This window comes from Paraburkholderia phenoliruptrix (assembly GCF_902859825.1).
GTDB lineage: Bacteria > Pseudomonadota > Gammaproteobacteria > Burkholderiales > Burkholderiaceae > Paraburkholderia > Paraburkholderia phenoliruptrix.
Genome location: NZ_CADIKB010000003.1, coordinates 58,535 through 81,527 on the forward strand (window position 1 = coordinate 58,535; position 22,993 = coordinate 81,527).

21 protein-coding genes are annotated in these 22,993 nt (G+C 64.9%); 15 read left to right on the top strand and 6 right to left on the bottom strand.

Annotation, left to right across the window (positions count from 1 at the left end; translation table 11 throughout):
* Positions 1-17: 17 nt before the first annotated feature.
* The gene (locus tag HV711_RS04905; protein WP_013591729.1) at positions 18-800 is read right to left on the bottom strand and encodes an ABC transporter substrate-binding protein; all 783 of its coding nucleotides are present in this window, start codon (positions 798-800) and stop codon (positions 18-20) included.
* Positions 801-1,403: 603 nt separating this feature from the next.
* Here HV711_RS04905 and HV711_RS04910 point away from each other — a divergent pair.
* The 4 genes from HV711_RS04910 to HV711_RS04925 all read left to right on the top strand — a co-directional run bounded on the left by HV711_RS04910 (position 1,404) and on the right by HV711_RS04925 (position 6,320).
* Complete coding sequence (locus tag HV711_RS04910) at positions 1,404-2,552, top strand: extracellular solute-binding protein (RefSeq protein WP_035477980.1); 1,149 nt, start codon at positions 1,404-1,406, stop codon at positions 2,550-2,552.
* Entirely contained in the window at positions 2,552-4,375 is a 1,824-nt protein-coding gene (locus tag HV711_RS04915; RefSeq protein WP_013591731.1) for a sensor domain-containing diguanylate cyclase, read from the top strand. Before HV711_RS04910 ends, HV711_RS04915 begins: the two co-directional genes overlap by 1 nt.
* Positions 4,376-4,512: 137 nt before the next feature.
* Positions 4,513-5,064, top strand: a complete 552-nt coding sequence (gene phnN, locus HV711_RS04920; RefSeq protein ID WP_035477983.1) for a phosphonate metabolism protein/1,5-bisphosphokinase (PRPP-forming) PhnN — start codon at positions 4,513-4,515, stop codon at positions 5,062-5,064.
* A gap of 65 nt (positions 5,065-5,129) precedes the next feature.
* Positions 5,130-6,320, top strand: a complete 1,191-nt coding sequence (locus HV711_RS04925; RefSeq protein ID WP_035477985.1) for a M20 aminoacylase family protein — start codon at positions 5,130-5,132, stop codon at positions 6,318-6,320.
* Between the two features lie 98 nt (positions 6,321-6,418).
* Here the strand turns inward: HV711_RS04925 and HV711_RS04930 are convergent, their stop codons facing one another.
* Complete coding sequence (locus tag HV711_RS04930) at positions 6,419-7,243, bottom strand: IclR family transcriptional regulator (RefSeq protein WP_013591734.1); 825 nt, start codon at positions 7,241-7,243, stop codon at positions 6,419-6,421.
* Positions 7,244-7,456: 213 nt separating this feature from the next.
* Between HV711_RS04930 and HV711_RS04935 the strand changes: the two genes are divergently transcribed.
* From HV711_RS04935 to pcaF, 8 genes are all read left to right on the top strand, one after another.
* Positions 7,457-8,161: a FadR/GntR family transcriptional regulator gene (locus HV711_RS04935; protein WP_035477988.1), complete on the top strand. Its 705-nt coding sequence runs from the start codon at positions 7,457-7,459 to the stop codon at positions 8,159-8,161.
* An 81-nt stretch (positions 8,162-8,242) separates the two neighbouring features.
* On the top strand, positions 8,243-9,151 hold the full coding sequence (gene ltnD / locus HV711_RS04940) for an L-threonate dehydrogenase (RefSeq protein ID WP_028360263.1): 909 nt from the start codon (positions 8,243-8,245) through the stop codon (positions 9,149-9,151).
* Between the two features lie 15 nt (positions 9,152-9,166).
* Positions 9,167-10,513: a 3-oxo-tetronate kinase gene (gene otnK, locus HV711_RS04945; RefSeq protein ID WP_035477991.1), complete on the top strand. Its 1,347-nt coding sequence runs from the start codon at positions 9,167-9,169 to the stop codon at positions 10,511-10,513.
* Positions 10,510-11,205 carry a 3-oxo-tetronate 4-phosphate decarboxylase gene (gene otnC, locus HV711_RS04950; protein ID WP_051223928.1) on the top strand — a complete coding sequence of 232 codons (696 nt, stop codon included), beginning with the start codon at positions 10,510-10,512 and terminating at the stop codon, positions 11,203-11,205. The genes otnK and otnC overlap by 4 nt, the downstream gene beginning before the upstream one ends.
* Before the next feature lie 74 nt (positions 11,206-11,279).
* Positions 11,280-12,614, top strand: coding sequence for an MFS transporter (locus tag HV711_RS04955; RefSeq protein WP_035477993.1), 1,335 nt, complete (start codon positions 11,280-11,282; stop codon positions 12,612-12,614).
* Positions 12,615-12,695: 81 nt separating this feature from the next.
* A complete protein-coding gene (gene otnI / locus HV711_RS04960) occupies positions 12,696-13,481 on the top strand; it encodes a 2-oxo-tetronate isomerase (protein ID WP_035477996.1) in 786 nt (261 codons plus the stop codon).
* A gap of 42 nt (positions 13,482-13,523) precedes the next feature.
* The gene (gene denD / locus HV711_RS04965; protein ID WP_035477998.1) at positions 13,524-14,504 is read left to right on the top strand and encodes a D-erythronate dehydrogenase; all 981 of its coding nucleotides are present in this window, start codon (positions 13,524-13,526) and stop codon (positions 14,502-14,504) included.
* A 402-nt stretch (positions 14,505-14,906) separates the two neighbouring features.
* Positions 14,907-16,109 (top strand): 3-oxoadipyl-CoA thiolase, encoded by a 1,203-nt coding sequence (gene pcaF, locus HV711_RS04970; protein WP_035478000.1) that lies wholly within the window; start codon positions 14,907-14,909, stop codon positions 16,107-16,109.
* A 147-nt stretch (positions 16,110-16,256) separates the two neighbouring features.
* Here the strand turns inward: pcaF and HV711_RS04975 are convergent, their stop codons facing one another.
* A complete protein-coding gene (locus tag HV711_RS04975; protein WP_035478002.1) occupies positions 16,257-16,634 on the bottom strand; it encodes a DUF2917 domain-containing protein in 378 nt (125 codons plus the stop codon).
* A 501-nt stretch (positions 16,635-17,135) separates the two neighbouring features.
* Here HV711_RS04975 and HV711_RS04980 point away from each other — a divergent pair.
* Together HV711_RS04980 and HV711_RS04985 are read left to right on the top strand one after the other, a co-directional pair.
* Positions 17,136-18,305, top strand: a complete 1,170-nt coding sequence (locus HV711_RS04980; protein WP_035478005.1) for a hypothetical protein — start codon at positions 17,136-17,138, stop codon at positions 18,303-18,305.
* 8 nt (positions 18,306-18,313) lie between these two features.
* Positions 18,314-18,778 carry a hypothetical protein gene (locus HV711_RS04985; RefSeq protein WP_035478008.1) on the top strand — a complete coding sequence of 155 codons (465 nt, stop codon included), beginning with the start codon at positions 18,314-18,316 and terminating at the stop codon, positions 18,776-18,778.
* 38 nt (positions 18,779-18,816) lie between these two features.
* On the opposite strand, the gene HV711_RS04990 is transcribed toward HV711_RS04985, so the two are convergent.
* A complete protein-coding gene (locus tag HV711_RS04990; protein WP_028360255.1) occupies positions 18,817-20,043 on the bottom strand; it encodes a sensor histidine kinase in 1,227 nt (408 codons plus the stop codon).
* A gap of 106 nt (positions 20,044-20,149) precedes the next feature.
* Positions 20,150-21,046, bottom strand: a complete 897-nt coding sequence (locus HV711_RS04995) for a LysR family transcriptional regulator (protein WP_035478009.1) — start codon at positions 21,044-21,046, stop codon at positions 20,150-20,152.
* Positions 21,047-21,149: 103 nt separating this feature from the next.
* On the opposite strand from HV711_RS04995, the gene HV711_RS05000 reads away from it, so the two are divergent.
* Positions 21,150-22,037 (top strand): aldo/keto reductase family oxidoreductase, encoded by an 888-nt coding sequence (locus HV711_RS05000; protein WP_035478011.1) that lies wholly within the window; start codon positions 21,150-21,152, stop codon positions 22,035-22,037.
* Between the two features lie 19 nt (positions 22,038-22,056).
* On the opposite strand, the gene HV711_RS05005 is transcribed toward HV711_RS05000, so the two are convergent.
* Complete coding sequence (locus HV711_RS05005; protein ID WP_035478012.1) at positions 22,057-22,965, bottom strand: LysR family transcriptional regulator; 909 nt, start codon at positions 22,963-22,965, stop codon at positions 22,057-22,059.
* Positions 22,966-22,993: the final 28 nt, after the last annotated feature.

A 22,993-nucleotide genomic window follows, 5' to 3' on the forward strand; every position in this document is an offset into this window, starting at 1 on the left:
ACATCGAGGCCGCTGTGTTAGCTGCCGTACACGTCGAAGTCGAAGTACTTCTTCTCGAGCTTCTTGTAGGTGCCGTCCTTGATGATGTCGGCGATGGCCTTGTCGACCTTCGCCTTCAGGTCCGTATCTTCCTTGCGCATGCCGATGCCCGCGCCGTTGCCGAGGATCTTCGGATCGTCGAGGTCCTTGCCGACGAACTGGAAGCCCGCGCCGCGCGGCGTCTTCAGGAAGCCGATGTCAGCTTGCACGGCGTCCTGCAGCGCTGCGTCGAGGCGGCCCGACAGCAAGTCTGCGTACACCTGGTCCTGGTTCTGATACGGCACGACCTTCGTGCCCTTCGGTTCCCAGTAGGTCTTCGCGTAGGTTTCCTGGATCGTGCCCTGTTCGACGCCGACCGACTTGCCCTTCAGCGAGTCAGCCGTCGGCAGGATGCCCGAACCCTTCTTCGCGACGAGGCGCGTCGGCGTGTTGAACAGTTTCGACGAGAAAGCGATCTGCTCGGCGCGTTGCGGCGTCATGGACATTGACGACAGCACGCCGTCGAACTTCTTGGCCTTCAGAGCCGGGATCATGCCGTCGAAATCGTTTTCGACCCACACGCACTTGGCCTTCAGGCGCGCGCAGATTTCGTTGCCGAGGTCGATGTCGAAGCCAACGAGCTTGCCGTCGGAGCCTTTGGACTCGAACGGGGGATAGCTGGCGTCGACGCCGAAACGGATGGTGGACCAATCTTTAGCGTGTGCGCCAATCGAGACGGTGGCAAGCAGAGCAACCGTCAAAGCCGCTAGCAGTTTTTTCACTGTTTAACTCCTCGGTGTAGTTCAAATTCTCCCGCATGCGGTTATGCCGCTGCGGGAAACCCGGCGCGACTTACGACCGGGCCTGGGTTGAAGCCGCCGGCCGGGGCGGCCAGCAGCGCGCGCCAAGCTTATCAGTTCAAAAATATTGGGTAGTTAGTGAAACACCGGATGGCGTATGAGGACCGCCTCTAGAATTAAAACGCTCCGGCTTGGGGGGCGCCGCCGATGCATCCGGCATTGGCTTCCTGACCGGGATCAAACGCGTAATGTCGCCGTAATGGCGCCGTAATGCGAATCGTTAAAACGCAAAATTCCCGACCGCGGCGTTCATGTATTTCGTCGCAAGACTAAAGAAAAGATAAATGTGTGCCGTTATCACGTGATGATTGCCCGTCGTGTCCCGACCATCTTGAGTTATTTCCTGCAACGAGGCGTTAAGGAGGCCAAAAACATATTGCCTGGCGCTATCATCGTTGCTCCTCCCGCTTCGCATGGAGCGCAACAGAGCAGTACTGTCTGAGGAAACGTTTTCCATTGGTAATTCGCGATTGATTACGCGGGCATCGGCTCGCGGGAACTGGCTTCTGCTTAACGGTGTTGTATATGCACATGATTTCGACGGCAGATGAAAAGCGCTGCAAGGAGCGGCGCGACCGGCGGCGAATTACGGCGGCTTTGCGGGGCGAGCGCTCTGCGGCGCGTCACGTTTGCGGCGTTTTACTGCGACTCGTGCTGAGCGCGTTTCTTTGCATTGGGATGCTCCCGGGGGCATCGGCGCAGGCCGCGAAAAAAGTCCTGCATGTGCTTGCATGGCCCGGTTATGCGGACGCCGACGTCGTAAGAGCGTTCGAGTCGCGCTATGACGCTAAGGTCGAAGTCACGCTCGTCGATTCGGACGAAGCATTGTGGACGCAGATGCACGCGAAAAATGCGCCGCCTTTCGACGTGCTCGCCGCCAATACCGCGGAAATCCAGCGCTACACGCGCGCCAATCTTCTCGCGCCGCTCGATCTGCAAAGCTTGCCCAATACGGCAAGACAATTGCCGCGGTTTCAGGCGCGCTCATCGATTGAGGGAATTACGTCGGACGGCAAGGTCTACGCGATTCCGTTCACCTATTCGTCGATGGGCCTCATTTACGACCGCAGGCAGGTTCCGGTTGCGCCGCGCTCGATGCGCGAGCTCTGGAACCCGCGCTACCGCGGCAAGGTGCTCGACTTCAACAGCGCGCAGCACAACTTTTCATTCACTGCACTGGCACTCGGTTATCCGGATCCGTTCAATCTGAACGACACGCAGATGCGCACCATTGCTCACAAGCTCGTTGAGCTGCGCCGCAATCTGTTGACGTATTACACGTTGCCTGAGGAAGCCACGGCGTTTTTCATCCGCCACAACGTCGCGTTGATGTTCGGCAACTACGGCACGCAGCAAGTGGAACTGCTGCGTCGCGCGGGCGCGGACGTCGGCTACGTGATTCCCGACGAAGGCGTGCTCGCATGGCTCGATTGCTGGTCGATGACGCGTGCGGCCGCCGATCCCGCGCTCGCGCTTGCCTGGATCAATTACATGCTCGAACCGGATGTGAGCCGGTTGCTCACGCAGCGGCAGGGACTCGCCAATACATTGACCGCGCCTGCCGCGAATGAAGGTAACGCGCGCATCGTGTGGATCGGGCCGGTGGAGAACATCCAGCGGCGCGAGGACCTGTGGGCCAGAATTGCGTCCGGCGACCGCTCGGAGCGCTTCTGATGATCCGTCCGGGCCTCACCTTCAAACTATCCGTTCTGCTCGCATGCATCGGCGTGCTGGCATCGGGCGCGACCGGCTATTACGCGTATCACGCGAATCGCACGATGCTCGTGAAGGAGGCCGGGCGCAGTTTGATGACATCCACGGAACTGCTCGGCGAGCGCTTCTCCGCATCTGTCGACGATGTCGGCGCGGACGCGCTCGTGCTGGCGAGCCTGCCGTCGTCGGCCCAGGTCGTCTCCAGCGACGACGGCCTCGGCGCGAGCCTGCCGCGCGAGCGGCTCGCGCAGGTGTACTCGAGCTTCATGATCCATCACCCCGAGTACCTGCAGATACGCCTCATCAGCCGTGCGCATTACGGGCTGGAAATCATTCGTTTCGATCGCGACGCCGACGGACTCATCCGCGTGGAAGGCGGCAATCTGCAGGAAAAGGGCCAGTTCTCGTATGTGTTCGAGCCGCTCTCGTTTTCGCCGGGGCGCCTCTACACGTCGCCGATTTCCGTGAATCATGAATACGGCGCGCACGCGGCACAGGGCAAGCCGACGCTGCGGATCGGTACGCCGGTCGCCGACGCGCAGGGCGCGGTGGTGGGCGTCGTCGTGATCGACGTCAACCTCACCGATCTTTTAAAGCGTCTGCAAAGCGACTTGCCGAGCGATTACCAGGTTTATCTCGCGAACGAGTGGGGCGACTTCCTCGTTCATCCCGACCCCGCCAAGACGTTCGGCTTCGACGTCGGCCGCCGCGTGTTGATGCAGGACAGCTTCGCCGTGACCAGGCCACTGTTCGATCAGAAGGAGAGCGAAGTACTCGTGAACGGACTCGCGCGTCCCAAACAAGCAGAAGGACAGGTGCTGGCTTTCGTGCGCAGACCGTTCGGCGCGTCCGAGGGCAACCGCTTTATCGTGCTCGGGCTCGGCAAGCCGCTCGAAGACGTGCTGTCCGGCGCGCATCTGCTGGGCGGCAGCATCGTGCGCATGGTGTTGATTTTCAGCGTGCTGGCCGTGCTTCTCGCCATTCTCTTCGCGCGCGCGCTCACCAAACCGCTGCATATGCTCGCGTACGCGGCGACGCATCTGTTCGCCGAACACGCGATGGAAACACTGCCGCTCAGGCGCACCGACGAGATCGGCGTGCTCGCGCGCTGCTTCGACCGGCTGCGCCGCGAGATCAGATCGCAAATGGACGCGCTGCATGTCAAGCAGCGCGAGCTCGTGCATCTCGCCACGCACGACGTGCTTACCGGATTGCCGAACCGCATGCTGTTCATGGAGAAACTCGAGCGCGCGATCCAGGAAGCGACGCGTCGCCGCCAGGGGCTCGCGGTGCTGTTCGTGGATCTCGACCGCTTCAAGCAGATCAACGATCAGTTCGGCCATTCCGTCGGCGACAAGGTGCTCGTGGCGGTGGCGCTGCGGCTCAAACAGGTGCTGCATGCCGCGGACGTCGTCGCGCGTCTGGGCGGCGACGAATTCATCGTGCTGATCGAGGGACCGCGCTCAGCCGAGGCGGCGCCGGGCATCGCATCGCGCATCATGACGACGCTGAACGAAGAGATCGTGATGGACGGCCAGGGCATGACGGTGGGCGCGAGCATCGGCATCAGCCAGTTTCCCGACGACAGCGGTACGGCGGAAGAGCTCCTGCTCAATGCGGACGCCGCCATGTATGCGGCGAAATCGGGGGGACGCTGCGCCTATCTGCGTTATCACGACGTGCTCGAAGCGCGACGGCGCCAGCAGGCGGAGCTTGCGGCAGCCGCGCACGTGCCGGCCGGCGAGGGCGCCACCGAAGGACACGAAGCCGAGCCGACCGCGTGAAGCCCGCGCGGCAAGCGGCGCCTCATTCCAGCGCCGCGGTCCACGTGAAAACGTTGCGCTGAACGCATCGCTAAAGGCCCACGCACTGCCGTCTTGTGGCAAAGTGTCCGGTTTCGGAGCCACGAGGTGAGGGGCCAATGACAGGTCGCCTGGTCTATGTAATGGGACCGTCCGGCGCGGGCAAAGACGCGTTGCTAGGGTTTGCGCGCAAGCGCCTTGCGGGCGAGCCGATTCTCTTTGCGCATCGTTACATTACGCGGCCAAGCGGCAATGGCGAGGAGCATATCGCGCTTTGCGTCGAAGAATTTGCCGCCCGTTCGCTGCTGGGTCTCTTCGCGCTCGAGTGGTCGAGTCATTCGCTGCGCTATGGCATCGGCATCGAGGTCGATGCGTGGCTCGCGCGCGGCTGTACCGTGGTCGTCAACGGTTCGCGTCAGCATCTGCATCAAGCGCTCGCGCGCTATCCTCGCGCCGAAGTCGTGCACGTGGACGCGGCGCCGCATATTCTCGAAGCGCGGCTCGGCGCGCGGGCGCGCGAATCGGCGGAACAGGTGGCCGCGCGGCTCGCGCGCCACGCGCCTTTCACGTTGCCCGACGGCCTGCGCTGCGAGTCGATCGACAATTCCGGCAAACTCGAAGACGCGGGCCACGCGTTGATCGCCTTTCTCAAATCACATGCGGGGCGGTAGTGCCGCCTCGGCGTTTGCATCCATCCTGCGTTCCTGTTGCCCTACATCACGGAGTCCCTTGCAAAATGAGCGAAACCGCGCGTTTCACCGAAGTAGCCGATCTGGTCCCCGCCGCCGAGAGCCTGCGCGAGATTCGCCATCACATTCATCACCATCCCGAACTGGCTTACGAAGAGTTGCAGACCGCGGCGCTGGTCGCCGACAAACTGGAACAATGGGGCTGGCAGGTGACGCGCGGCGTCGGTCAAACGGGCGTGGTCGGCACGCTCAAGGTGGGCGACGGCACGCGCAGCATCGGCATTCGCGCGGACATGGACGCGTTGCCGATTGTCGAGCAGACCGGTTTGCCTTATGCAAGCGGCACGCACGGCAAAATGCACGCGTGCGGCCATGACGGCCACACGACGATGCTGCTGGGCGCGGCACAACGCCTCGCGGCCACGCGCAACTTCTCCGGTACCGTGCATCTGTACTTTCAGCCGGCCGAGGAAAGCGGCATCGACAGCGGCGCGAAAAAGATGATCGAAGACGGCTTGTTCGAGCGCTTTCCGTGCGACGCTGTGTTCGGTTTGCACAATCATCCGGGCGCGGAGCCGGGCGTGCTGCTGTTCCGCAAGGGGCCGTTCATGTCGGCGGGCGACAAGGCGATCATCACCATTGAAGGCGTAGGCGGTCACGCGGCGCGCCCGCATCTGACAGTCGATCCCGTCGTGGTGGCCGCCAGCATCGTGATGGCGCTGCAGACAATCGTCGCACGCAACGTGGATCCGTCGCAGCCGGCGGTCGTCACGGTCGGCTCCATGCATGCGGGCACGGCGAACAACGTGATTGCCAGTACGGCGAAGCTCGAACTCAGCGTGCGCTCGTTCAGCGCCGAAGTGCGCGCGCTGCTGAAAAAACGCATTACCGAACTCGCCGAAACGCAGGCGGCGAGTTACGGCGGTAAAGCTATCGTCGACTATATCGAAGGCTATCCGGTCGTAGTTAATTCGGATGACGAAACAGATTTCGCCGTGCAAGTGGCGCGTGAACTGGTGGGCGACGATAAGGTTGTCGCTCAGACGGACATTCTGATGGGCAGCGAAGACTTCGCGTTCATGCTGCAAAAGCGACCGGGTACGTTCCTGCGGATCGGCAACGGCGTCGGCGAGGACGGCTGCATGGTGCACAACCCGCATTACGACTTCAACGACCGCAACCTGCCGGTCGGCGCCGCGTTCTGGACGCGGCTCGTCGAGCGGTATTTAGGCCGCTAGATGAGCTGGCGGGCGCGAAGCCGCCAGGCGCCGCGGCGCGCGGGGTTGCGCTCGCCGGCCGCGCGCGCTTCACCCTTGATAACCCGCCGCGGCCGGCATCAACCGCGCCGCGCCACCATCTCCGAGACGCTTTGCGCCGCCTGCTGCAGCGGCTCGAGAAACGCCTTCACCATCTGTTTCGCGGAGTTACGCTGCGCGTTGCCGCTGATGTTCATGGCCGCGATCACCCGCCCCTGGCGATTGCGGATCGGCGCCGACAGCGAAATCAGGCCGCCTTCCAACTCCTGATCGACGATAGCCCAGCCCTGGCGGCGCACCTGCGCGATGAGCTTCTTCAGTTCTTCCTTGTCGGTCACCGTGCGCGGCGTATGAGCATAAAGCGGCGACGAATTGAGCGTCGCGTCGAGCGTTTCGTCGTCGAGTGCGGAGAGCAGCACGCGGCCCATCGACGTGCAATACGCCGGCAAGCGGCTGCCGATCGACAAATTGATCGTCATGATCTTGTGAGTCGGCACGCGCAGCACATAGACGATCTCGGTCCGGTCGAGCACGGCCGCCGAGCAGCTTTCGTGCACCTGCGCGGACAATTCCTCCATGACCGGCTCGGCGAGATTCCAGAACGGCATCGACGTCAGATACGCGAAACCGAGTTCGAGAATCTTCGGCGTGAGGCGAAAGAGGCGTCCTTCGGCTTCGACATAGCCGAGCGTCTGCAACGTGAGCAGAATGCGGCGTGCGCCCGCACGCGTGAGGCCGGTGGCGGCGGCGACGTCGGTCAGCGTCTGTTCGGGGCGGGTGGCGTCGAAGGCGCGGATCACCGCGAGGCCGCGCGCGAACGACTGCACGTAGGAGTCGCCCGGTTTGTCCGGGGCCGGTTCGGCGCTGGCGGAAACGTCGGAAGACGGCGGCAAGGCTTTGCTCATGGACCTGGAAGAATGCGTTCGGAAGGCTCGGACACCGCTCGCGCCAAGGGAGCGACGCAACGGTGCGCAAAGGCGTGACGATAGCTTAAGCCCTCCGTTTCGCCAACTTCGCCGCGGCGCGGACCCGAAACCACGGAAACCCAGGGTTAGCGCGGATGCAGCGCGCATCCAAAATTTGTATGATGACCCGATGACATGACAATGAGGCATGGGATGTTCGACAAGATTCCAGCGCGCGCATTGAGCGATACCGTCGCGCAGCAGCTTCTCAAGCAGATAGACAAGGGCACCTTCGAGCGAGGCGGCAAGCTGCCGACCGAAGCCATGCTCGCGCAGCAGTTCGGCGTGAGCCGCACGGTGATTCGCGAGGCGATCTCGCGGCTGAAGAACGAAGGCGTGGTCGAGCCGCGTCAGGGCAGCGGCGTGTTCGTGGCGGCGCACGGGGCGGTGCGGCCGCTGCGCATCGACTACGCGGAGGCGGTCGAGCCCGGCTCGGTCGTGCAGATTCTCGCGCTGCGCCGGGCGATCGAGGCCGAAGTCGCGTCCGAGGCCGCCATGCGCCGCACCGACGCCGACATGGTGGCGATCGACGCCGCGCTCGCGAAAATCGACGAAGCCGTGGCCGAGGGCGAGGACGGCGTAACGGAAGACGTCGCGTTTCACCGCGCAATCGCGGCCGCCACGGGCAACCCGTACTTCCTCAAGACGCTCACGTTCCTGAACCAGTATCTCGAGGCCGGCACCGTCGTGACGCGTCGCAACGAGGCGTTGCGCGAGGACTTCTCGCGTCAGGTGCGCGAGGAGCACGCGGCCATTGCCGCCGCGATCCGCGCGGGCGATCCGATGGCCGCGCGCAATGCCGCGCGAACCCATATGTACAACGCGGCGCGGCGCCTCGCGGAAGCCGGCATTTGCTGACGGATCGCCGCGCCCGGCGAAGGTTGCCCATTCCCGCGCCAGTCCGCCTGAGCGCGTAACAGATTCCAGAGAGGTTCGAGCATGTCCAGAAATGTCGGTGTCATCGGTCTTGGCGCAATGGGACTCGGCGTCGCGCGCTCGCTGCTGCGCGCGGGCTTTCGCGTTCACGCGTGCGATTTGCGCAGTGAAGTCCTGCAGGCGTTCGTGAAGGAAGGCGGCGTGGGCTGTGCTACGCCGGCGGAACTCGGCGCGCAATGCGACGTGGTCGTCACGCTGGTCGTGAATGCCGCGCAAACCGAAGCCGTGCTGTTCGGCGCACCGGGCGCCCACGGCGAAGGCGGAGCGGTCGCGGCGATGAAGCCGGGCGGCGTCGTGATCGCGAGCGCGACGGTGGCCCCCGACTTCGCGATCGAACTCGGCAAGCGCATCGAGGCGGCCGGCCTGCAGATGCTCGATGCCCCGGTCTCGGGCGGCGCCGCGCGCGCCGCAGCGGGCGAAATGACGATGATGACCTCCGGCCCGGCCGCGGCTTATGCGGCGTGCGAGGACGTGCTCGCGGCGATGGCCGGCAAGGTCTACCGCCTCGGCTCGGCTCATGGCGCCGGATCCAAAGTAAAGATCATCAACCAGTTGCTCGCGGGCGTGCATATCGCGGTGGCGGCGGAGGCCATGGCGCTCGGCTTGCGCGAGGGTGTCGATCCCGACGCGCTGTACGACGTGATCACGCACAGCGCGGGCAATTCGTGGATGTTCGAAAACCGCGTGCCGCACATACTCAACGGCGATTACGCGCCGCTCTCGGCCGTCGATATTTTCGTCAAGGATCTGGGGCTCGTGCTCGATACCGCGCGCCGCTCGAAGTTTCCGCTGCCGCTGTCCGCGGCGGCGCACCAGATGTTCATGATGGCGTCCACGGCCGGTCACGGCGGCGAGGACGATTCCGCGGTCATCAAGATTTTCCCCGGCATCGACGTGCCGGCGGCGAAGTAACCAGGAGCGCCCGTCATGACGGCTACGACCCAACGTGCGCTGCTCGGCTGCATCGCCGACGACTTCACCGGCGCGACGGACCTCGCGAATATGCTGGTGCGCGGCGGCATGCGCACGGTGCAGACCATCGGCGTGCCCGAGCGCGGTGAGACGCTGCAGGCGGGCACGGACACTGACATGGCCGCGGACGCCATCGTGGTCGCGCTGAAATCGCGCAATATTCCTGCTGCCGAGGCGGTCGCGCAATCGCTCGCCGCGCTCGACTGGTTGCGTGCGCAAGGATGCCGCCAGTTCGTTTTCAAATACTGCTCGACTTTCGATTCGACCGACGCGGGCAATCTCGGCCCGGTGACGGACGCGCTCCTCGACGCGCTGTCCGCCAGCAACAACGCAAACAGCGAGGCGAGCGCTTTCACGGTTGCGTGCCCGGCGTTTCCCGAGAACGGCCGCACGATTTTCCGCGGACATCTGTTTGTCGGCGACGCATTACTCAACGAGTCCGGCATGGAGAACCATCCGCTCACGCCCATGCGCGACGCAAACCTCGTGCGCGTGCTGCAGCGCCAGACGCGCTCCAAAGTCGGCCTCGTGCGTTACGACGCCGTGGCGCAGGGCGTCAACACAGTGCGCGAATCGTTCGACGCGTTGCGCCGCGACGGCGTGCGCATGGCCATCGCCGATGCCGTCTCCGACGCCGACCTCTATGTGCTCGGCGAAGCATGCGCTGATCTCACGCTGATCACCGGCGGCTCGGGCATCGCGCTCGGTCTGCCCGGCAACTTCCGCCGCGCGGGTCTGCTCGAGCCGCGCGACAATGCCGCGCAACTGCCGCGCGTCGAGGGCTTGTCGGCGGTGCTCGCGGGCAGCGCGTCGAAAGCGACCAACGCGCAGGTGGCGGCGTGGCGCGCAACGCGCCCGGCGTTTCGCATCGATCCGCTCGCGGCGGCGCGCGGCAAAGCCGTCGTCGAACAGGCGCTTGCATTCGCGCAGCCCTACCTCGACAAGGGCGAGCCGATGCTGATTTACGCCACCGCCACGCCCGACGAAGTGAAGGCGGTGCAACGCGAACTCGGCGTCGATCAAGCAGGGCATCTGGTGGAAGCCACGTTGGCCGCGATTGCCCGCGGCCTGCATGAGCGCGGCGTGCGCAAGTTCGTGGTGGCGGGCGGCGAGACATCCGGTGCAGTGGTCCAGGCGCTGAACGTGCGTAGCCTGCGCATCGGCGCGCAGATCGATCCGGGCGTGCCGGCCACGGCGACGACGGGCGCGCAACCGCTCGCGCTCGCGCTCAAGTCGGGCAACTTTGGTGCGACCGACTTCTTCGAAAAGGCGCTGCGCCATCTGGACGGAGGCGTGCAATGAGCGGCGCGACGCAAAAGCCGGATAACACGACGATAAGCGCACCCGCCATTCACGCGACCAGCGAATCACGCGTGCGCGAGGACATCTGCGTGACGGGCGCAAGCCTCTATGAGCGCGGCTATACGGTGGGCAGCGCGGGCAACATCAGCGCGCGTCTCGACGACGGCTGGCTTATCACGCCGACCGACGCCTGCCTCGGCCGGCTCGATCCCGCCAACATCGCCAAAGTCGATTTCGACGGCAATGCCGTTTCCGGCGGCAAGCCCTCCAAAACGCTCGCGCTGCATCGCGGCATCTACGCGCGCAACGGTGAAGCGCGCGGCATCGTCCATACGCATTCCACGCATCTCGTCGCGCTGACACTAGCGGGCGTCTGGAGCGAGCATGACGTCCTGCCGCCCATCACGCCGTACTACGTGATGAAAGTGGGCCACGTCCCCTTGATTCGTTACAGCCGACCGGGCGACCCGCAAGTCGCCGCGCAAATTGCGGCACTGGCCGATCAGGTTCGCGCCGTGCTGCTCGAACGCCTCGGCCCGGTGGTATGGGAGCGTTCGGTTGCGCATGCGTCGTATGCACTCGAAGAACTCGAGGAAACCGCGCGTCTGTGGCTCATGACGAATCCGCGGCCCGCGCCTTTGGAGGAGGCGGCGCTCGACGAACTACGCAGCGTGTTCGGCGCGCGCTGGTAGCCGATTACACCGTAGCCGTCCACACCTAGATCGCCACAGGCGACACATCACACTTCCACTCAAGGAGACATTGCATGAGTTCGTATCAGTCCGTATCGGGCCAGCCGATTGCGGCGGCCGTGGGACAACCCGGCGCCGCCGAAGTCGAGCGTACATATAAAAAGGTGTTCTGGCGCATCGTGCCGTTCCTGATGCTGTGCTACGTGGTCGCGTATCTGGATCGCGTGAACGTGGGCTTTGCCAAGCTGCAGATGTCGCAGGACCTCGCCTTCAGCGAAACGGTGTTCGGGCTCGGCGCGGGCGTGTTCTTTATCGGCTATTTTTTGTTCGAACTGCCAAGCAATATTCTGATGCACAAAATCGGCGCGCGCATCTGGATTGCGCGGATCATGATTACGTGGGGCGTGATGTCGGCGCTCTTTGTGTTCGTCAAGACGCCGACTCAGTTCTATATCTTGCGCTTTCTGCTCGGGCTCGCCGAAGCCGGCTTTTATCCGGGCGTGATCCTCTATCTGACTTACTGGTTTCCCTCGCATCGGCGCGCAAAGATCATTGCGGTGTTCATGTCGGCGATTCCGGTGTCGGGCATTTTCGGCAATCCGCTCTCCGGCTGGATCATGCAGGCGTTTCACAACAGTTCGGGTCTGGCCGGCTGGCAGTGGATGTTCCTGATCGAAGCCGTGCCGGCGGTTGCGGTCGGCATCGCGACCATTCTGTATCTCGACAACGGCATTGCGGGCGCGAAGTGGCTGAGCGAACCGGAAAAGCGCCTGCTCGCCGACGAAATCGCCGCATCGCAGCCGAAGCAAAAGGCCAACGCCCATTCGCTGCGCGCCGTGTTCCGCGATCCGCGCACGTGGTGGATGTCGCTCATCTACTTTGCATTCGTGACCGGCCAATACGGGCTGACGTTCTGGATGCCGACGCTCATCAAATCGACCGGCGTGAGCGGCGCATTCAATATCGGCTTGCTGAGCGCGATTCCGTTTATCTGCGCGATCGTCGTGATGAATCTGCTGGGCCACAGCGCCGACAAGCGCCGCGAACGCCGCTGGCATCTGATCGTGCCGGCGCTGTTCGGCGCGGTGGGCTTTACGGTGGCCGCGTCGTTTGCGAGCAACACGGTGGTGTCGATTGCCTTTCTCTCGCTCGCCGCAGCGGGCGTGCTGACCTGTGCGCCGCTCTTCTGGTCGCTGCCTACCGCGTTCATGTCGGGCGCGACCGCCGCTGCCGGCATTGCGATCATCAACTCGATCGGCAATCTGGCGGGTTTCGCGAGCCCTTATATGATCGGCTATCTGAAGGATCTCACGCACAGCACGCAGTCGGGCATGTATGTGCTGGCCGGCATGCTGGTGATCGGCGCGATTGCCACGTGGCTCACGCCGGCGAAACTGGTCAACCGTTAACCCTCTCGTGCGCCGCGCAAGCCTGGCTGTCGCAGCGCTGCTTGCCGCGCACGGAAATACCGCTTCAAAGGAGTTGCCGCCATGCCTCGCTTCGCCGCGAATCTCTCGATGATGTACAACGAGCACGCCTTTCTGGACCGCTTCGCCGCCGCCGCCAAAGACGGCTTCAAGGCGGTCGAATTTCTGTTTCCCTACGATTTCCGCGCGGACGAGATCAAGGCGCGGCTCGATGCCAACGGCTTCACGCAAGCGCTTTTCAATGCGCCGCCGGGCGACTGGGCGAACGGCGAGCGCGGCATCGCCACCCTGCCGGGGCGCGAAGACGAGTTCCGCCGCAGCATCGACACCGCGCTCGACTACGCGCGTGTGATCGGCAATCGCAAGCTGCATGTCATGGCGGGCCTGATCGGCGCGGATCAATCGCGCGAGCGGCATCGCGAGGTGTATCTGCGCAACCTCGCGCATGCGGCCAACGCGGCGCAAGCCGAGGGCATCACGATTCTGATCGAGCCGATCAATACACGCGACATGCCGGGCTTCTTTCTGAACCGGCAGGACGAGGCGCAGGCCATTTGCGCGGAAGTCGGCGCGGCCAATCTCAAGGTGCAATTCGACTGCTACCACTGCCAGATTGTCGAAGGCGATCTCGCGATGAAGCTCCGACGCGACCACGCGGGCATCGGCCACATTCAGATTGCCGGTGTGCCGGAGCGGCACGAACCGGACACGGGCGAAATTAACTACCCGTATCTGTTCGAGGTGATCGACTCGCTCGGCTACGACGGCTACATCGGCTGCGAATACCGGCCGCGCGCCGCGACATCCGCGGGACTGGGCTGGGCGAAGCCGTATCTGAACGCCGCCTGAACCACCTCCCACCTGACAACGAATACGAGGGCAAAGCAAATCATGAAAGTACTGATTACCGGCGGCGCGGGTTTTCTCGGCCAGCGCCTCGCGCGCGAACTCCTCGCGCGCGGTACATTGAAAGACGCAAAGGGCGCGCCGCAAGCGCTCACGCAACTGGTGCTGCTCGACGTCGTGCAGGCAAACGATTTCGGCGACAGCCGCGTGCGCACCGAAGTGGGCGATATCGCAGAGCAGAGCGTGCTCGAACGTGTTATCGACAGTGAAATCGCGGCCATTTTTCATCTTGCCGCGATTGTCAGCGGCCACGCCGAGGCGGATTTCGATCTCGGCATGCGCATCAATCTGGATGCGTCGCGCCTGTTGCTGGACGTATGCCGGCAACGCGGGCACCGGCCGCGCGTGCTGTTCACGAGCTCGGTCGCGGTCTACGGCGGCGAGCTGCCGGAGATCGTGCAGAACGACACCGCGCTCAATCCGCAATCGTCGTATGGCGCGCAAAAGGCAATTGCCGAATTGCTGCTCAACGATTATTCGCGGCGCGGTTTCGTCGACGGGCGCGTGCTGCGCCTGCCCACCATCAGCGTGCGGCCGGGCAGGCCGAATGCGGCGGCGTCGTCGTTTGCGAGCGGCATCATTCGCGAGCCGCTGAACGGCGAGCAGGCCGTCTGTCCCGTCGACGGCTCGACGCGCCTGTGGCTGCTGTCGCCGCGCAAAGCCATCGAGAGCCTGATTGCGGGCCTCGAACTGGACGGCTCCGCGCTCGGCAACCAGCGCGTGCTGAATCTGCCGGGCATTTCCGTTAGCGTTGACGAGATGGTGGCGGCGTTGCGCGAAGTGGCCGGCGACGCAGTCGCGAAACGGATCGTGTGGCAGCCGGATGCGCGCGTGGAAAAAATTGTCGGCAGTTGGCCGGGGCGCTGGGACACGGCCCGCGCCGAGCAGCTGGGCCTGACCGGCGACCGCAATTTCGCCGACGTGATCCGCGCGTATATTGCCGACGAAGGCATCCAGATCTGCTGAACCCCGCGCCGGCCTCGCGCTGACCTGGTCCGCCGGCCCGCTGCCGGGCTGACGGCGGCGCGGGCGGCGGTGCGCACATCAATCGTCAGACGCTTTTGCGCTCCCTCACCAGCCCCTCGCGTATTCCCTGATGCCGACTTGCGGGCGCTTGACAGCGTTTCCGCCGCGCGCCTATTATCGAGGCTTATTGTTCGATATATGACCTAATGTTCGTATAAAGAACACAGCGGCAGGCGATCCGAACACCCCGTTCACCATCCTGCGCTAAGCTGAATTCGCGCGAGACTAGTCCTCGTTACGCCCGTCCGGCCGGTGCCCGGTTCATCCGTGCACATCCGCCCGCGCCGCGCGCGCATCCAGACAGACGGCGCGGCGCACGCAGTACATCACTGGAGACATCACATGACCGAAGCATTCCTGTGCGACGCAATTCGCACCCCCATCGGCCGCTACGCGGGCTCGCTGTCGTCGGTTCGCGCCGACGATCTGGGCGCGGTGCCGCTCAAGGCGCTGATGGAGCGTAACCCGAACGTCGACTGGAACGCCATCGACGACGTGATCTACGGCTGTGCGAATCAGGCGGGGGAAGACAACCGCAACGTCGCGCGCATGTCGCTGCTGCTGGCGGGTCTGCCGCAAGCCGTGCCGGGCTCGACGGTGAACCGTCTGTGCGGATCGGGCATGGACGCGGTCGGCATTGCCGCGCGCGCAATCAAGTCGGGCGAGGCCGCGCTGATGGTCGCGGGCGGCGTAGAAAGCATGAGCCGGGCGCCGTTCGTGATGGGCAAGGCGACCAGCGCGTTTTCGCGCCAGGCCGACATCTACGACACGACCATCGGCTGGCGCTTCGTCAATCCGTTGATGAAGCAGATGTACGGCGTCGACTCGATGCCCGAGACGGGCGAGAACGTTGCGACTGACTATAAGATCAGCCGCGCCGATCAGGATGCGTTCGCGCTGCGCAGCCAGCAGAAAGCGGCGCGCGCACAGAAGGACGGCACGCTCGCGCAGGAAATCGTCGGCGTGACGATCGCGCAGAAGAAGGGCGATCCGATCACCGTGTCGCAAGACGAGCATCCGCGTGAAACGAGCCTCGAGGCCCTCGCGAAACTGAAGGGCGTGGTGCGCCCGGACGGCACGGTGACGGCCGGCAACGCGTCGGGCGTCAACGACGGCGCGGCAGCGCTCCTGCTTGCCAACGAAGAGACCGCCAGGCGCTTCGGCCTCACGCCGCGTGCCCGCGTGCTCGGCATCGCCACCGCGGGCGTCGCGCCGCGCGTAATGGGCATCGGTCCCGCGCCCGCCACGCAGAAGCTGCTCGCGCGCCTCAATATGAGCATCGATCAGTTCGACGTGATCGAGCTGAACGAAGCGTTCGCCTCGCAAGGCATTGCGGTGCTGCGCACGCTCGGTGTCGCCGACGACGACGCGCGCGTGAACCCGAACGGCGGCGCCATCGCGCTGGGCCATCCGCTCGGCATGAGCGGCGCGCGGCTCGTGACCACCGCGATGTATCAATTGCAACGCACGCAAGCGCGCTTCGCGCTGTGCACGATGTGCATTGGGGTGGGACAGGGCATCGCGATCGCCATCGAACGCGTGTGAGGTTTCAACGCGGATGCGTTTGCTCGCATCTGCACACGGTGACAGAAAGCAGCCTCTTCGCAGCAGCGAAGAGGCTTTTTTTGGTCCACGGGTGCGAGGCGGCATGCAGGCACGCTGATCGAAACGTGCTCGCATGCCGCACGCCTATCAACGCGGCGTGGGCGGTCCGAGACTCAAGCCTGCAAGCCGGCTCAAACAACGCCTGAAGAAGCCTTGCGCGGGCAACAGGCAAGTCAGCGAGACATTGGCGGTGCGTTCGCCGTCGGTGCTGAGCCAGATGCGTTCGCCGCGCTGCAGGCTGAATGTTTGACCCGGCACGAGCCAGTGATCGTAAGGAGAACTGATGCGCGTAAGCCAGAGCCGCGCACCGTTCACCGTGAGCGTGCTGTCCGCCGCGACACGCCAGGTCAGCGTCGCACCGGGCGCGATCTGAAAATGCACCACCATCTTCGGCCGACGCTCGTTTTGCCGATGCTCGAAAAATTGCGCGTCGTCGTCCATGCACTGCGGGCTTGCCTGATCCATCTTGCTCTCCGTGATAAAGCCGGCTGACGGAGGCGCCCTCAAAACAAAAGGCCCCTTCCGTTACCGGCGGGGCCTTGGGGTCTTGTTTTACAGATTCAGACTGCTAACGCGCACAAGCTCCCAAAGGCCAGCCGATGACGGCTCGCTTCGGGTGATTAATCGCTACGGCGATGGAGGTGTGCGTGAACATGAGTCGAGTGTGCCGTTTTGCCGCAGGTCGTGTCAACAGAATTCAGCTGTGGTTTTCCGTAGCCGCGTTGCCGCGCCTTGCGCTGCCGCAGCCCTCGACACTGCGTGCGTTCTTCTGTTGCAAATTATGTCGGCCCATGTCACGGCGCCGGAAAAACGCTCGCGAAGCCTTGCGCAGCGGGCTTCTTTCGCAGTGAAACAGCGCGACATATCTTACGTGCTGATTGTTACGGCGCGTCCTTCTATAGTCCGCTCATCGCCACGCAGCGCAGCAGCAGTCGCACGAAGTGGCCCGAACTCAAAGGACATACCGTGAAATCTCATTCGTTCGCAGTCCCGGCTACCGGCGCATTGTCTGCCGCCGCCACCTCGCGTGCCGCGCGTCGCGCGCTGCGCACGCTCGCGCTCGGCGCGACTGCCGCCACGCTCGCCTTCGGCAGCGCGTCGGCCTTCGCGTGGTCGCAGCACGGCACCGCCTACACGTCGCGCGGCGTGTATAACGAAGGCCACGTCGGCTCGTGCGGCGGCGGCAGCTGTTCGCATGCCGGCGGCGTCATCGGTCCCTATGGCGGTCTCGCGACGAACACCGGCACGGTGACGCGCAACGCGCCCGGCCAGTTCTCCAATTCGGGGACGGCAACCGGCCGCTACGGCAACTCGGTCCAGCACGCGGGCGATACGAGCTGCGCCGGCGGCACCTGCTCGCACACCGGCACGCTCACGGGACCGGACGGCAAGAGCGCCAGCACATCCGGCGAAGTGACGAAGACGGGCGCGGGGCAATACTCGTCGTCGGGCACGGTGACGGGGGCGAACGGCAACACGGTCAACCACTCGGCGTCGACGAATTGCGCGGGCGCTTCGTGCTCGCGTTCGGGCACCGAGACAGGTTCGGACGGCGGGACAGTCACGCATTCGGGCACGGCGACACGCGTGGCGCCAGGTGTCGTCACGACGTCCAGTAGCGTAACGGGCACGCACGGCAATACCGTGAGTTCAAGCGGAACGGTGGTAAGCACGGGCGTGGTGGCGACGGGCGGGACGACTGTCGTGGTCGCGCCGAAGCCGGTGTACGTGCCGCCGCCTGCGCCGGTGGTGGTCGCGCCGAACCCGGTTGTCTACGTTCCGCCGCCTCCGCCGCCAGCGCCGGCTGTCGTCGTGGCGCCCGCGCCGGTTGTCCCGGCACCGCCGCCCGCGACGGCCGTCGTGGTGACGCCGAAGCCGGTTGTTTCCGCACCGCCGCCAGCGCCGGCTGTCGTCGTGGCGCCGAAGCCCGTGGCCTATGTGCCGCCGCCGCCCCCGGCTGTCGTCGTGGCACCCAAGCCCGTCGCTTATGTTGCGCCGCCCGTGGTGTATGCGCCGCCGCCCGTCGTCTACGTGGCGCCGCGCCGTGTCTACGTCGCACCGGCGCCGCGCCCGGCCGTCTGGGTGCCGGCGCATTGGGTCGGCCGCGTGTACGTGCCCGCGCACTGGTCCCGATGAGCCACGCCATGCGATTCAGACTGCGCTTTGCTCGCGGTAACCGCGGTGCCGGCCCGGGAGTTGCCAGCCGCGTGCGGCGCGCCGGCTATCTCATGCGCACACCAAGGGGGGCGCCCCGCCGCGCGAACGCGGACCTGACACGGCTTGCGAGAGCGCGCCGGCGGCTGTTGCGGGCATCGGACGAACGCGGCTCTCGCAAAGCGGGCGTATGGGTCACTCTCTTCGTGACGGCCGCGTTGTTGATCGCCGTGCAGCGCTTCGCCGCCAACACCGACGTGCCTCGCGAACTCCGCGCGATGATCGCCTCGACGAATTGCACAGCCCGCTACGCGGCCTTGCTGGATCTGGCGGAACTGGCGCGCCGCGACGGGACGGCGTCGGACGTGGTCATGCGGGGCTTGAGCACCCGGAGCGGCGCGCGCGGCGCACTGAGCGAATGCCCGCGCCTGAGCCCCGCCGGACCGGAGCAATAGCGGGCGGCCGCTGAAGACGCGCGCGGCTGTTCGCCTTTTTACTGCTCCGACGACTCCGCCGCGAGCGTCAACGGAAAACGGATCGTGAAGGTCGTGCCGACGCCCTCGCGCGACGCGAAGTCGATGTGTCCGCTCAGCACGCGGCACAGTTCCTTCACGATGGCGAGTCCGAGCCCGGTGCCGGGAATGTCCTCGTCGGCGGCGCGCTCGAATTCGTGGAAGACGCGGTCGGCGTCGGCAGGCGCAATGCCGACGCCTGTATCCGACACGCGGATCGACCAGTGTTCTGCGCCGGCCATGGCAAAGTGCAACTCGACCTGTCCGGATTGCGTGTATTTGATCGCGTTGGAAAGCAGGTTGACGGCGATCTGCTTGAGCTTCAGACGGTTCGACGTCACCACCGGCAGCGCGGGATCGAATGCCGGGCGCAGCGTGAGCCCCTTGGCCTCGATAGATGGCCGCGACGACACGACGAGTTCTTCGTACAGCTCGCGCAGGTCGACCTGTTCGAGCGTCAGCGGCGCGCCGTCGCCGAGTATCACCGAGTACTCGACCATCTGGTCGACGAGCGCTTTCATGTCTTCCGCCTGCCGGTTGGCCAGCGTCAACGCGGTGTCGGCCCTCGCGGGCGCGCGCGCGATCAGTTGCAGCGCCATCGAAAACGCATTGAGAAAATTTCGCAGATCGTGAACCACGCTGCGCGTGATGTGCATGCGCGACTCGTACAACTCGCCGACGAGCCGCTGTTTCAGCTTGAGTTCGTGGTTGGCACGCTCGAGCCGGCCGGTGTATTCGTCGATCTTGCGATCGCGTTCGCTGACCACTTCGCGGATCGACGTGAGCGTGACCACGCTCAGCGTTTCCGCGATCATGCGGCGCGCGCGCCTTTCGTGGCGGCGCGTGAACGTGTTGTCGGTCGCCGCGTAGGTGTCGAGCGCATCGGCGAGAACCTGGTGGAACAGGTCCAGCTCGCGCACCAGCTCTTCGATCCGGTAGCCCTGGCGCCAGCGCACGATGCCATGCTTTCGCGCATCGCGTTCGATGGCCGGTTCGACGCGTTCCAGGTCTTCGATATCGAGCGCCGCGCACAGGCCGTCGAGAATGTCCGGCAGATGGTCGGCGAGTTGCTGATAAGTGAGCTTGTCGGCTTCCACGAGGTCGGCGTCGCCGAAGACCGCTTTCATCCATTGCTCTGTCAATCGAACCCGCTCGGCGCGAACGAAATCGGCGAAGTTGCGCAGCGGGCTAACGCGTATCTCGCTCATAGTGCCCCGGTGGATAAGGTTTTGACATTGTGCGCGTACCTGGCAAACGGCAAGTCATTATCGCCGCAATTGGACCGGATGGCGTCGAATTTGCGGGCTGGTGAAGTCATCCGCCGTGATCCTTCAGGAAATCGACAAACGCGCGCAGCGGCGCGGGCACATGGCGGCGGCCTGGATAATAGAGAAACGGTCCGGAAAAAGGCTGCCACCACGGCTTAAGAATCGGCTCCAGCGCGCCGCTGTCGAGATGCGGACGGAGCATGTCTTCGAACAGATGGATGACGCCCACGCCCGCGACGGCCGCGCTGATGGCGAGGTCCATCGCCGCGCCGGGCCGCACGAGCAGCGGTCCGGACGGATTCAGCTGCACCACTTCGCCGTCGCGCTTGAAAGACCAGGTCGGCGTCGCGCCGCTCGCGAACTGGCCGCGCAGGCAGGCGTGCGAGAGGAGCTCGCGCGGATGCTGCGGGCGGCCGTGCGCGTCGAGGTAGGCGGGCGCGGCGGCAGTCGCAAAGCGCTGCACGCGCGGGCCGATCGGCACGGCGATCATGTCCTGCTCGAGCCGTTCGTCGTAGCGGATGCCGGCGTCGCAGCCGATCGAGAGCACGTCGACAAAGCCGTCTTCGACCAGCACTTCCACGCGGATGTCCGGATACGCTTTCAGAAACGGCGCGATGACGCCGGGCAGCACGATGCGCGCAGCGCTCGCCGGCACGTTGAGCTTGAGCGTGCCGCTCGGCTGGTCGCGGAATACATTGAGCACGTCGAGCGCCGCTTCCATTTCGCTGAAGAGCGGCGTCAGCTTGTCCAGCAGACGCAGGCCCGCTTCGGTCGGCGCGACGCTGCGCGTCGTGCGGTTCAGCAGGCGCAAACCGAGCCGGCCTTCCAGGCGGCGCACGGCCATGCTCAGGCTCGACGCGGAAACGCCGCTGCGGCGGGCCGCGTCGCGAAAGCCTCCGGCGCGCGCGACGGAGATAAAGGCGGTCAGGTCGTTGAGTTCCATGGCGACTGTTCATTAATGTGAACAACCTGTGCACGTTAGTCGGCTTTATTGAACGATGCAATCCCGGCGATACTGCGCCTGAACAACCATCAAGGAGAGCGTTATGCCCACTCTGAATACCACGGACACATTTCTTTTCGCCGATCGCCCCGTGCGGCGCATGGGCTATGGCGCGATGCAACTCGCGGGGCCCGGCGTGTTCGGGCCGCCGAAAGACCGCGACGCCGCACTTGCCGTGCTGCGCGAAGCGCTCGCGCAAGGCGTCAATCACATCGACACCAGCGATTTTTACGGGCCGCACATCACCAACCAGCTGATTCGCGAGGCGCTGCATCCCTATCCGGACGATCTCGTCATCGTCACCAAGCTCGGCGCCGTGCGCGGCAGCGACGGCGCCTGGCTGCCGGCGCAGGAGCCGGAGGATCTCGCGCGCGGCGTGCACGACAATCTGCGCAATCTGCGCCTCGACGCGCTCGAGGTGGTCAACATGCGCCTGATGGGCGACGTGCATGCGCCGAGCGAAGGGTCGATCGAAAAGCAGATCACCGCGCTCGCCGAGCTCCAGCAGCGCGGCCTGATCCGCCACATCGGGCTGAGCAACGCGACGCGCGCCCAAATTGCCGAGGCGCGGCGCATTACCAGGATCGTCGGCGTGCAAAACCACTACAACCTGGTGCACCGTGCCGACGACGCGCTGATCGACGAGCTGGCGGAGCAGGGCATCGCCTATGTGCCGTTTTTCCCGCTCGGCGGTTTTACGCCGATTCAGTCGTCGGCGTTGACGGACATTGCGCGGACGCTCGGCGCGACACCGATGCAGGTGGCACTCGCCTGGCTGCTGCAGCGCGCGCCCAACATCCTGTTGATCCCGGGCACGTCGTCCGTCGCACATTTGCGTGAGAACCTGGCGGCGGCGAATCTGGAACTGAACAGCGAAATTCTCGCGAAGCTGGATGCGATCGGCGCTGCCGGCGGTCAGACACACCATTAGGATGGCGAAGCATCGCGTCTCACACCGAATCCACGATGTGAGTGCGCAGCCACTGATGCGCCGGATCGCGATGCGAGCGCTCGTGCCACAGCATGGCCATTTCATAGCCGGGCACCTCGACGGGCGACTCGACCACGCGTAGCGCCGGGTTGTTGCGCACGAGCCGCGCGGGCACCATCGCCACGAGGTCGGTGTTCGCGAGCGCCGAAATGAGGAACAGGAAGTGCGGGACGGACAGCACCACTCTGCGCGACAGGCCGGCTTTCGCGAGCACGTCATCCGTCGGGCCCGCGAAGCCGCCGCCGTCGGGCGACACAATGGCGTGCTCGAACTTCGAGAATTGCGCGAGACTCGATCGCCGTTTCAGACGCGGATGATCCGCGCGGCCGGCAAGCACATAGCGCTCCGCAAACAGCACGCGCCGGCGTAAGCCGGCAGGCGCGCCTTCGCTCGTATGAAAGCCAAGGTCGATCTCGCCCTGTTCCGCCTGCTTCGCTATACGCGGGGGCGCCGCCTCGACAATCGCGAGCCGCGTGCCCGGCGCTGCCACGCGCAGCCGCTGCAGCGCCGGAAGTACGATCGTGGACTCCGCGTAGTCCGTCGCCGCAATGCGCCACGTTTGCGTGGCCAGCGCGGGGTCGAAAGGACGCGCCGGCGCCACGGCCTGCTCCAATGCTTCGAGCGCCTGTCGCAGCGGCTCGCGCAAGGCCTCCGCGCGCGCGGTCGCACGCATGCCTCGCGGGCCGGGCAAGAGCAGCGGATCGCCGAGCACGTCGCGGAGTTTGGCGAGGTGCACGCTCACCGAAGGCTGCGAAAAATTCAGGCGCTCCGCAGCGCGCGTCACGTTGAGCTCCGCGAGCAGAACGTCGAGCGTGACCAGCAGGTTGAGGTCGAGCTTGCGAAGATTATTCACGGCAATACCTGTCATATCAGCAATTCATTTCCAATATACCGTG

Bases quoted from the DNA above. Each gene is read 5' to 3' on its own strand.
- HV711_RS04910 (WP_035477980.1), top strand. From the start codon at position 1,404: ATGCACATGATTTCGACGGCAGATGAAAAGCGCTGCAAGGAGCGGCGC.
- HV711_RS04915 (WP_013591731.1), top strand. From the start codon at position 2,552: ATGATCCGTCCGGGCCTCACCTTCAAACTATCCGTTCTGCTCGCATGC.
- phnN (WP_035477983.1), top strand. From the start codon at position 4,513: ATGACAGGTCGCCTGGTCTATGTAATGGGACCGTCCGGCGCGGGCAAA.
- HV711_RS04925 (WP_035477985.1), top strand. From the start codon at position 5,130: ATGAGCGAAACCGCGCGTTTCACCGAAGTAGCCGATCTGGTCCCCGCC.
- HV711_RS04930 (WP_013591734.1), bottom strand. From the start codon at position 7,243: ATGAGCAAAGCCTTGCCGCCGTCTTCCGACGTTTCCGCCAGCGCCGAA.
- HV711_RS04935 (WP_035477988.1), top strand. From the start codon at position 7,457: ATGTTCGACAAGATTCCAGCGCGCGCATTGAGCGATACCGTCGCGCAG.
- ltnD (WP_028360263.1), top strand. From the start codon at position 8,243: ATGTCCAGAAATGTCGGTGTCATCGGTCTTGGCGCAATGGGACTCGGC.
- otnK (WP_035477991.1), top strand. From the start codon at position 9,167: ATGACGGCTACGACCCAACGTGCGCTGCTCGGCTGCATCGCCGACGAC.
- otnC (WP_051223928.1), top strand. From the start codon at position 10,510: ATGAGCGGCGCGACGCAAAAGCCGGATAACACGACGATAAGCGCACCC.
- HV711_RS04955 (WP_035477993.1), top strand. From the start codon at position 11,280: ATGAGTTCGTATCAGTCCGTATCGGGCCAGCCGATTGCGGCGGCCGTG.
- otnI (WP_035477996.1), top strand. From the start codon at position 12,696: ATGCCTCGCTTCGCCGCGAATCTCTCGATGATGTACAACGAGCACGCC.
- denD (WP_035477998.1), top strand. From the start codon at position 13,524: ATGAAAGTACTGATTACCGGCGGCGCGGGTTTTCTCGGCCAGCGCCTC.
- pcaF (WP_035478000.1), top strand. From the start codon at position 14,907: ATGACCGAAGCATTCCTGTGCGACGCAATTCGCACCCCCATCGGCCGC.
- HV711_RS04975 (WP_035478002.1), bottom strand. From the start codon at position 16,634: ATGGATCAGGCAAGCCCGCAGTGCATGGACGACGACGCGCAATTTTTC.
- HV711_RS04985 (WP_035478008.1), top strand. From the start codon at position 18,314: ATGCGATTCAGACTGCGCTTTGCTCGCGGTAACCGCGGTGCCGGCCCG.
- HV711_RS04990 (WP_028360255.1), bottom strand. From the start codon at position 20,043: ATGAGCGAGATACGCGTTAGCCCGCTGCGCAACTTCGCCGATTTCGTT.
- HV711_RS04995 (WP_035478009.1), bottom strand. From the start codon at position 21,046: ATGGAACTCAACGACCTGACCGCCTTTATCTCCGTCGCGCGCGCCGGA.
- HV711_RS05000 (WP_035478011.1), top strand. From the start codon at position 21,150: ATGCCCACTCTGAATACCACGGACACATTTCTTTTCGCCGATCGCCCC.
- HV711_RS05005 (WP_035478012.1), bottom strand. From the start codon at position 22,965: ATGACAGGTATTGCCGTGAATAATCTTCGCAAGCTCGACCTCAACCTG.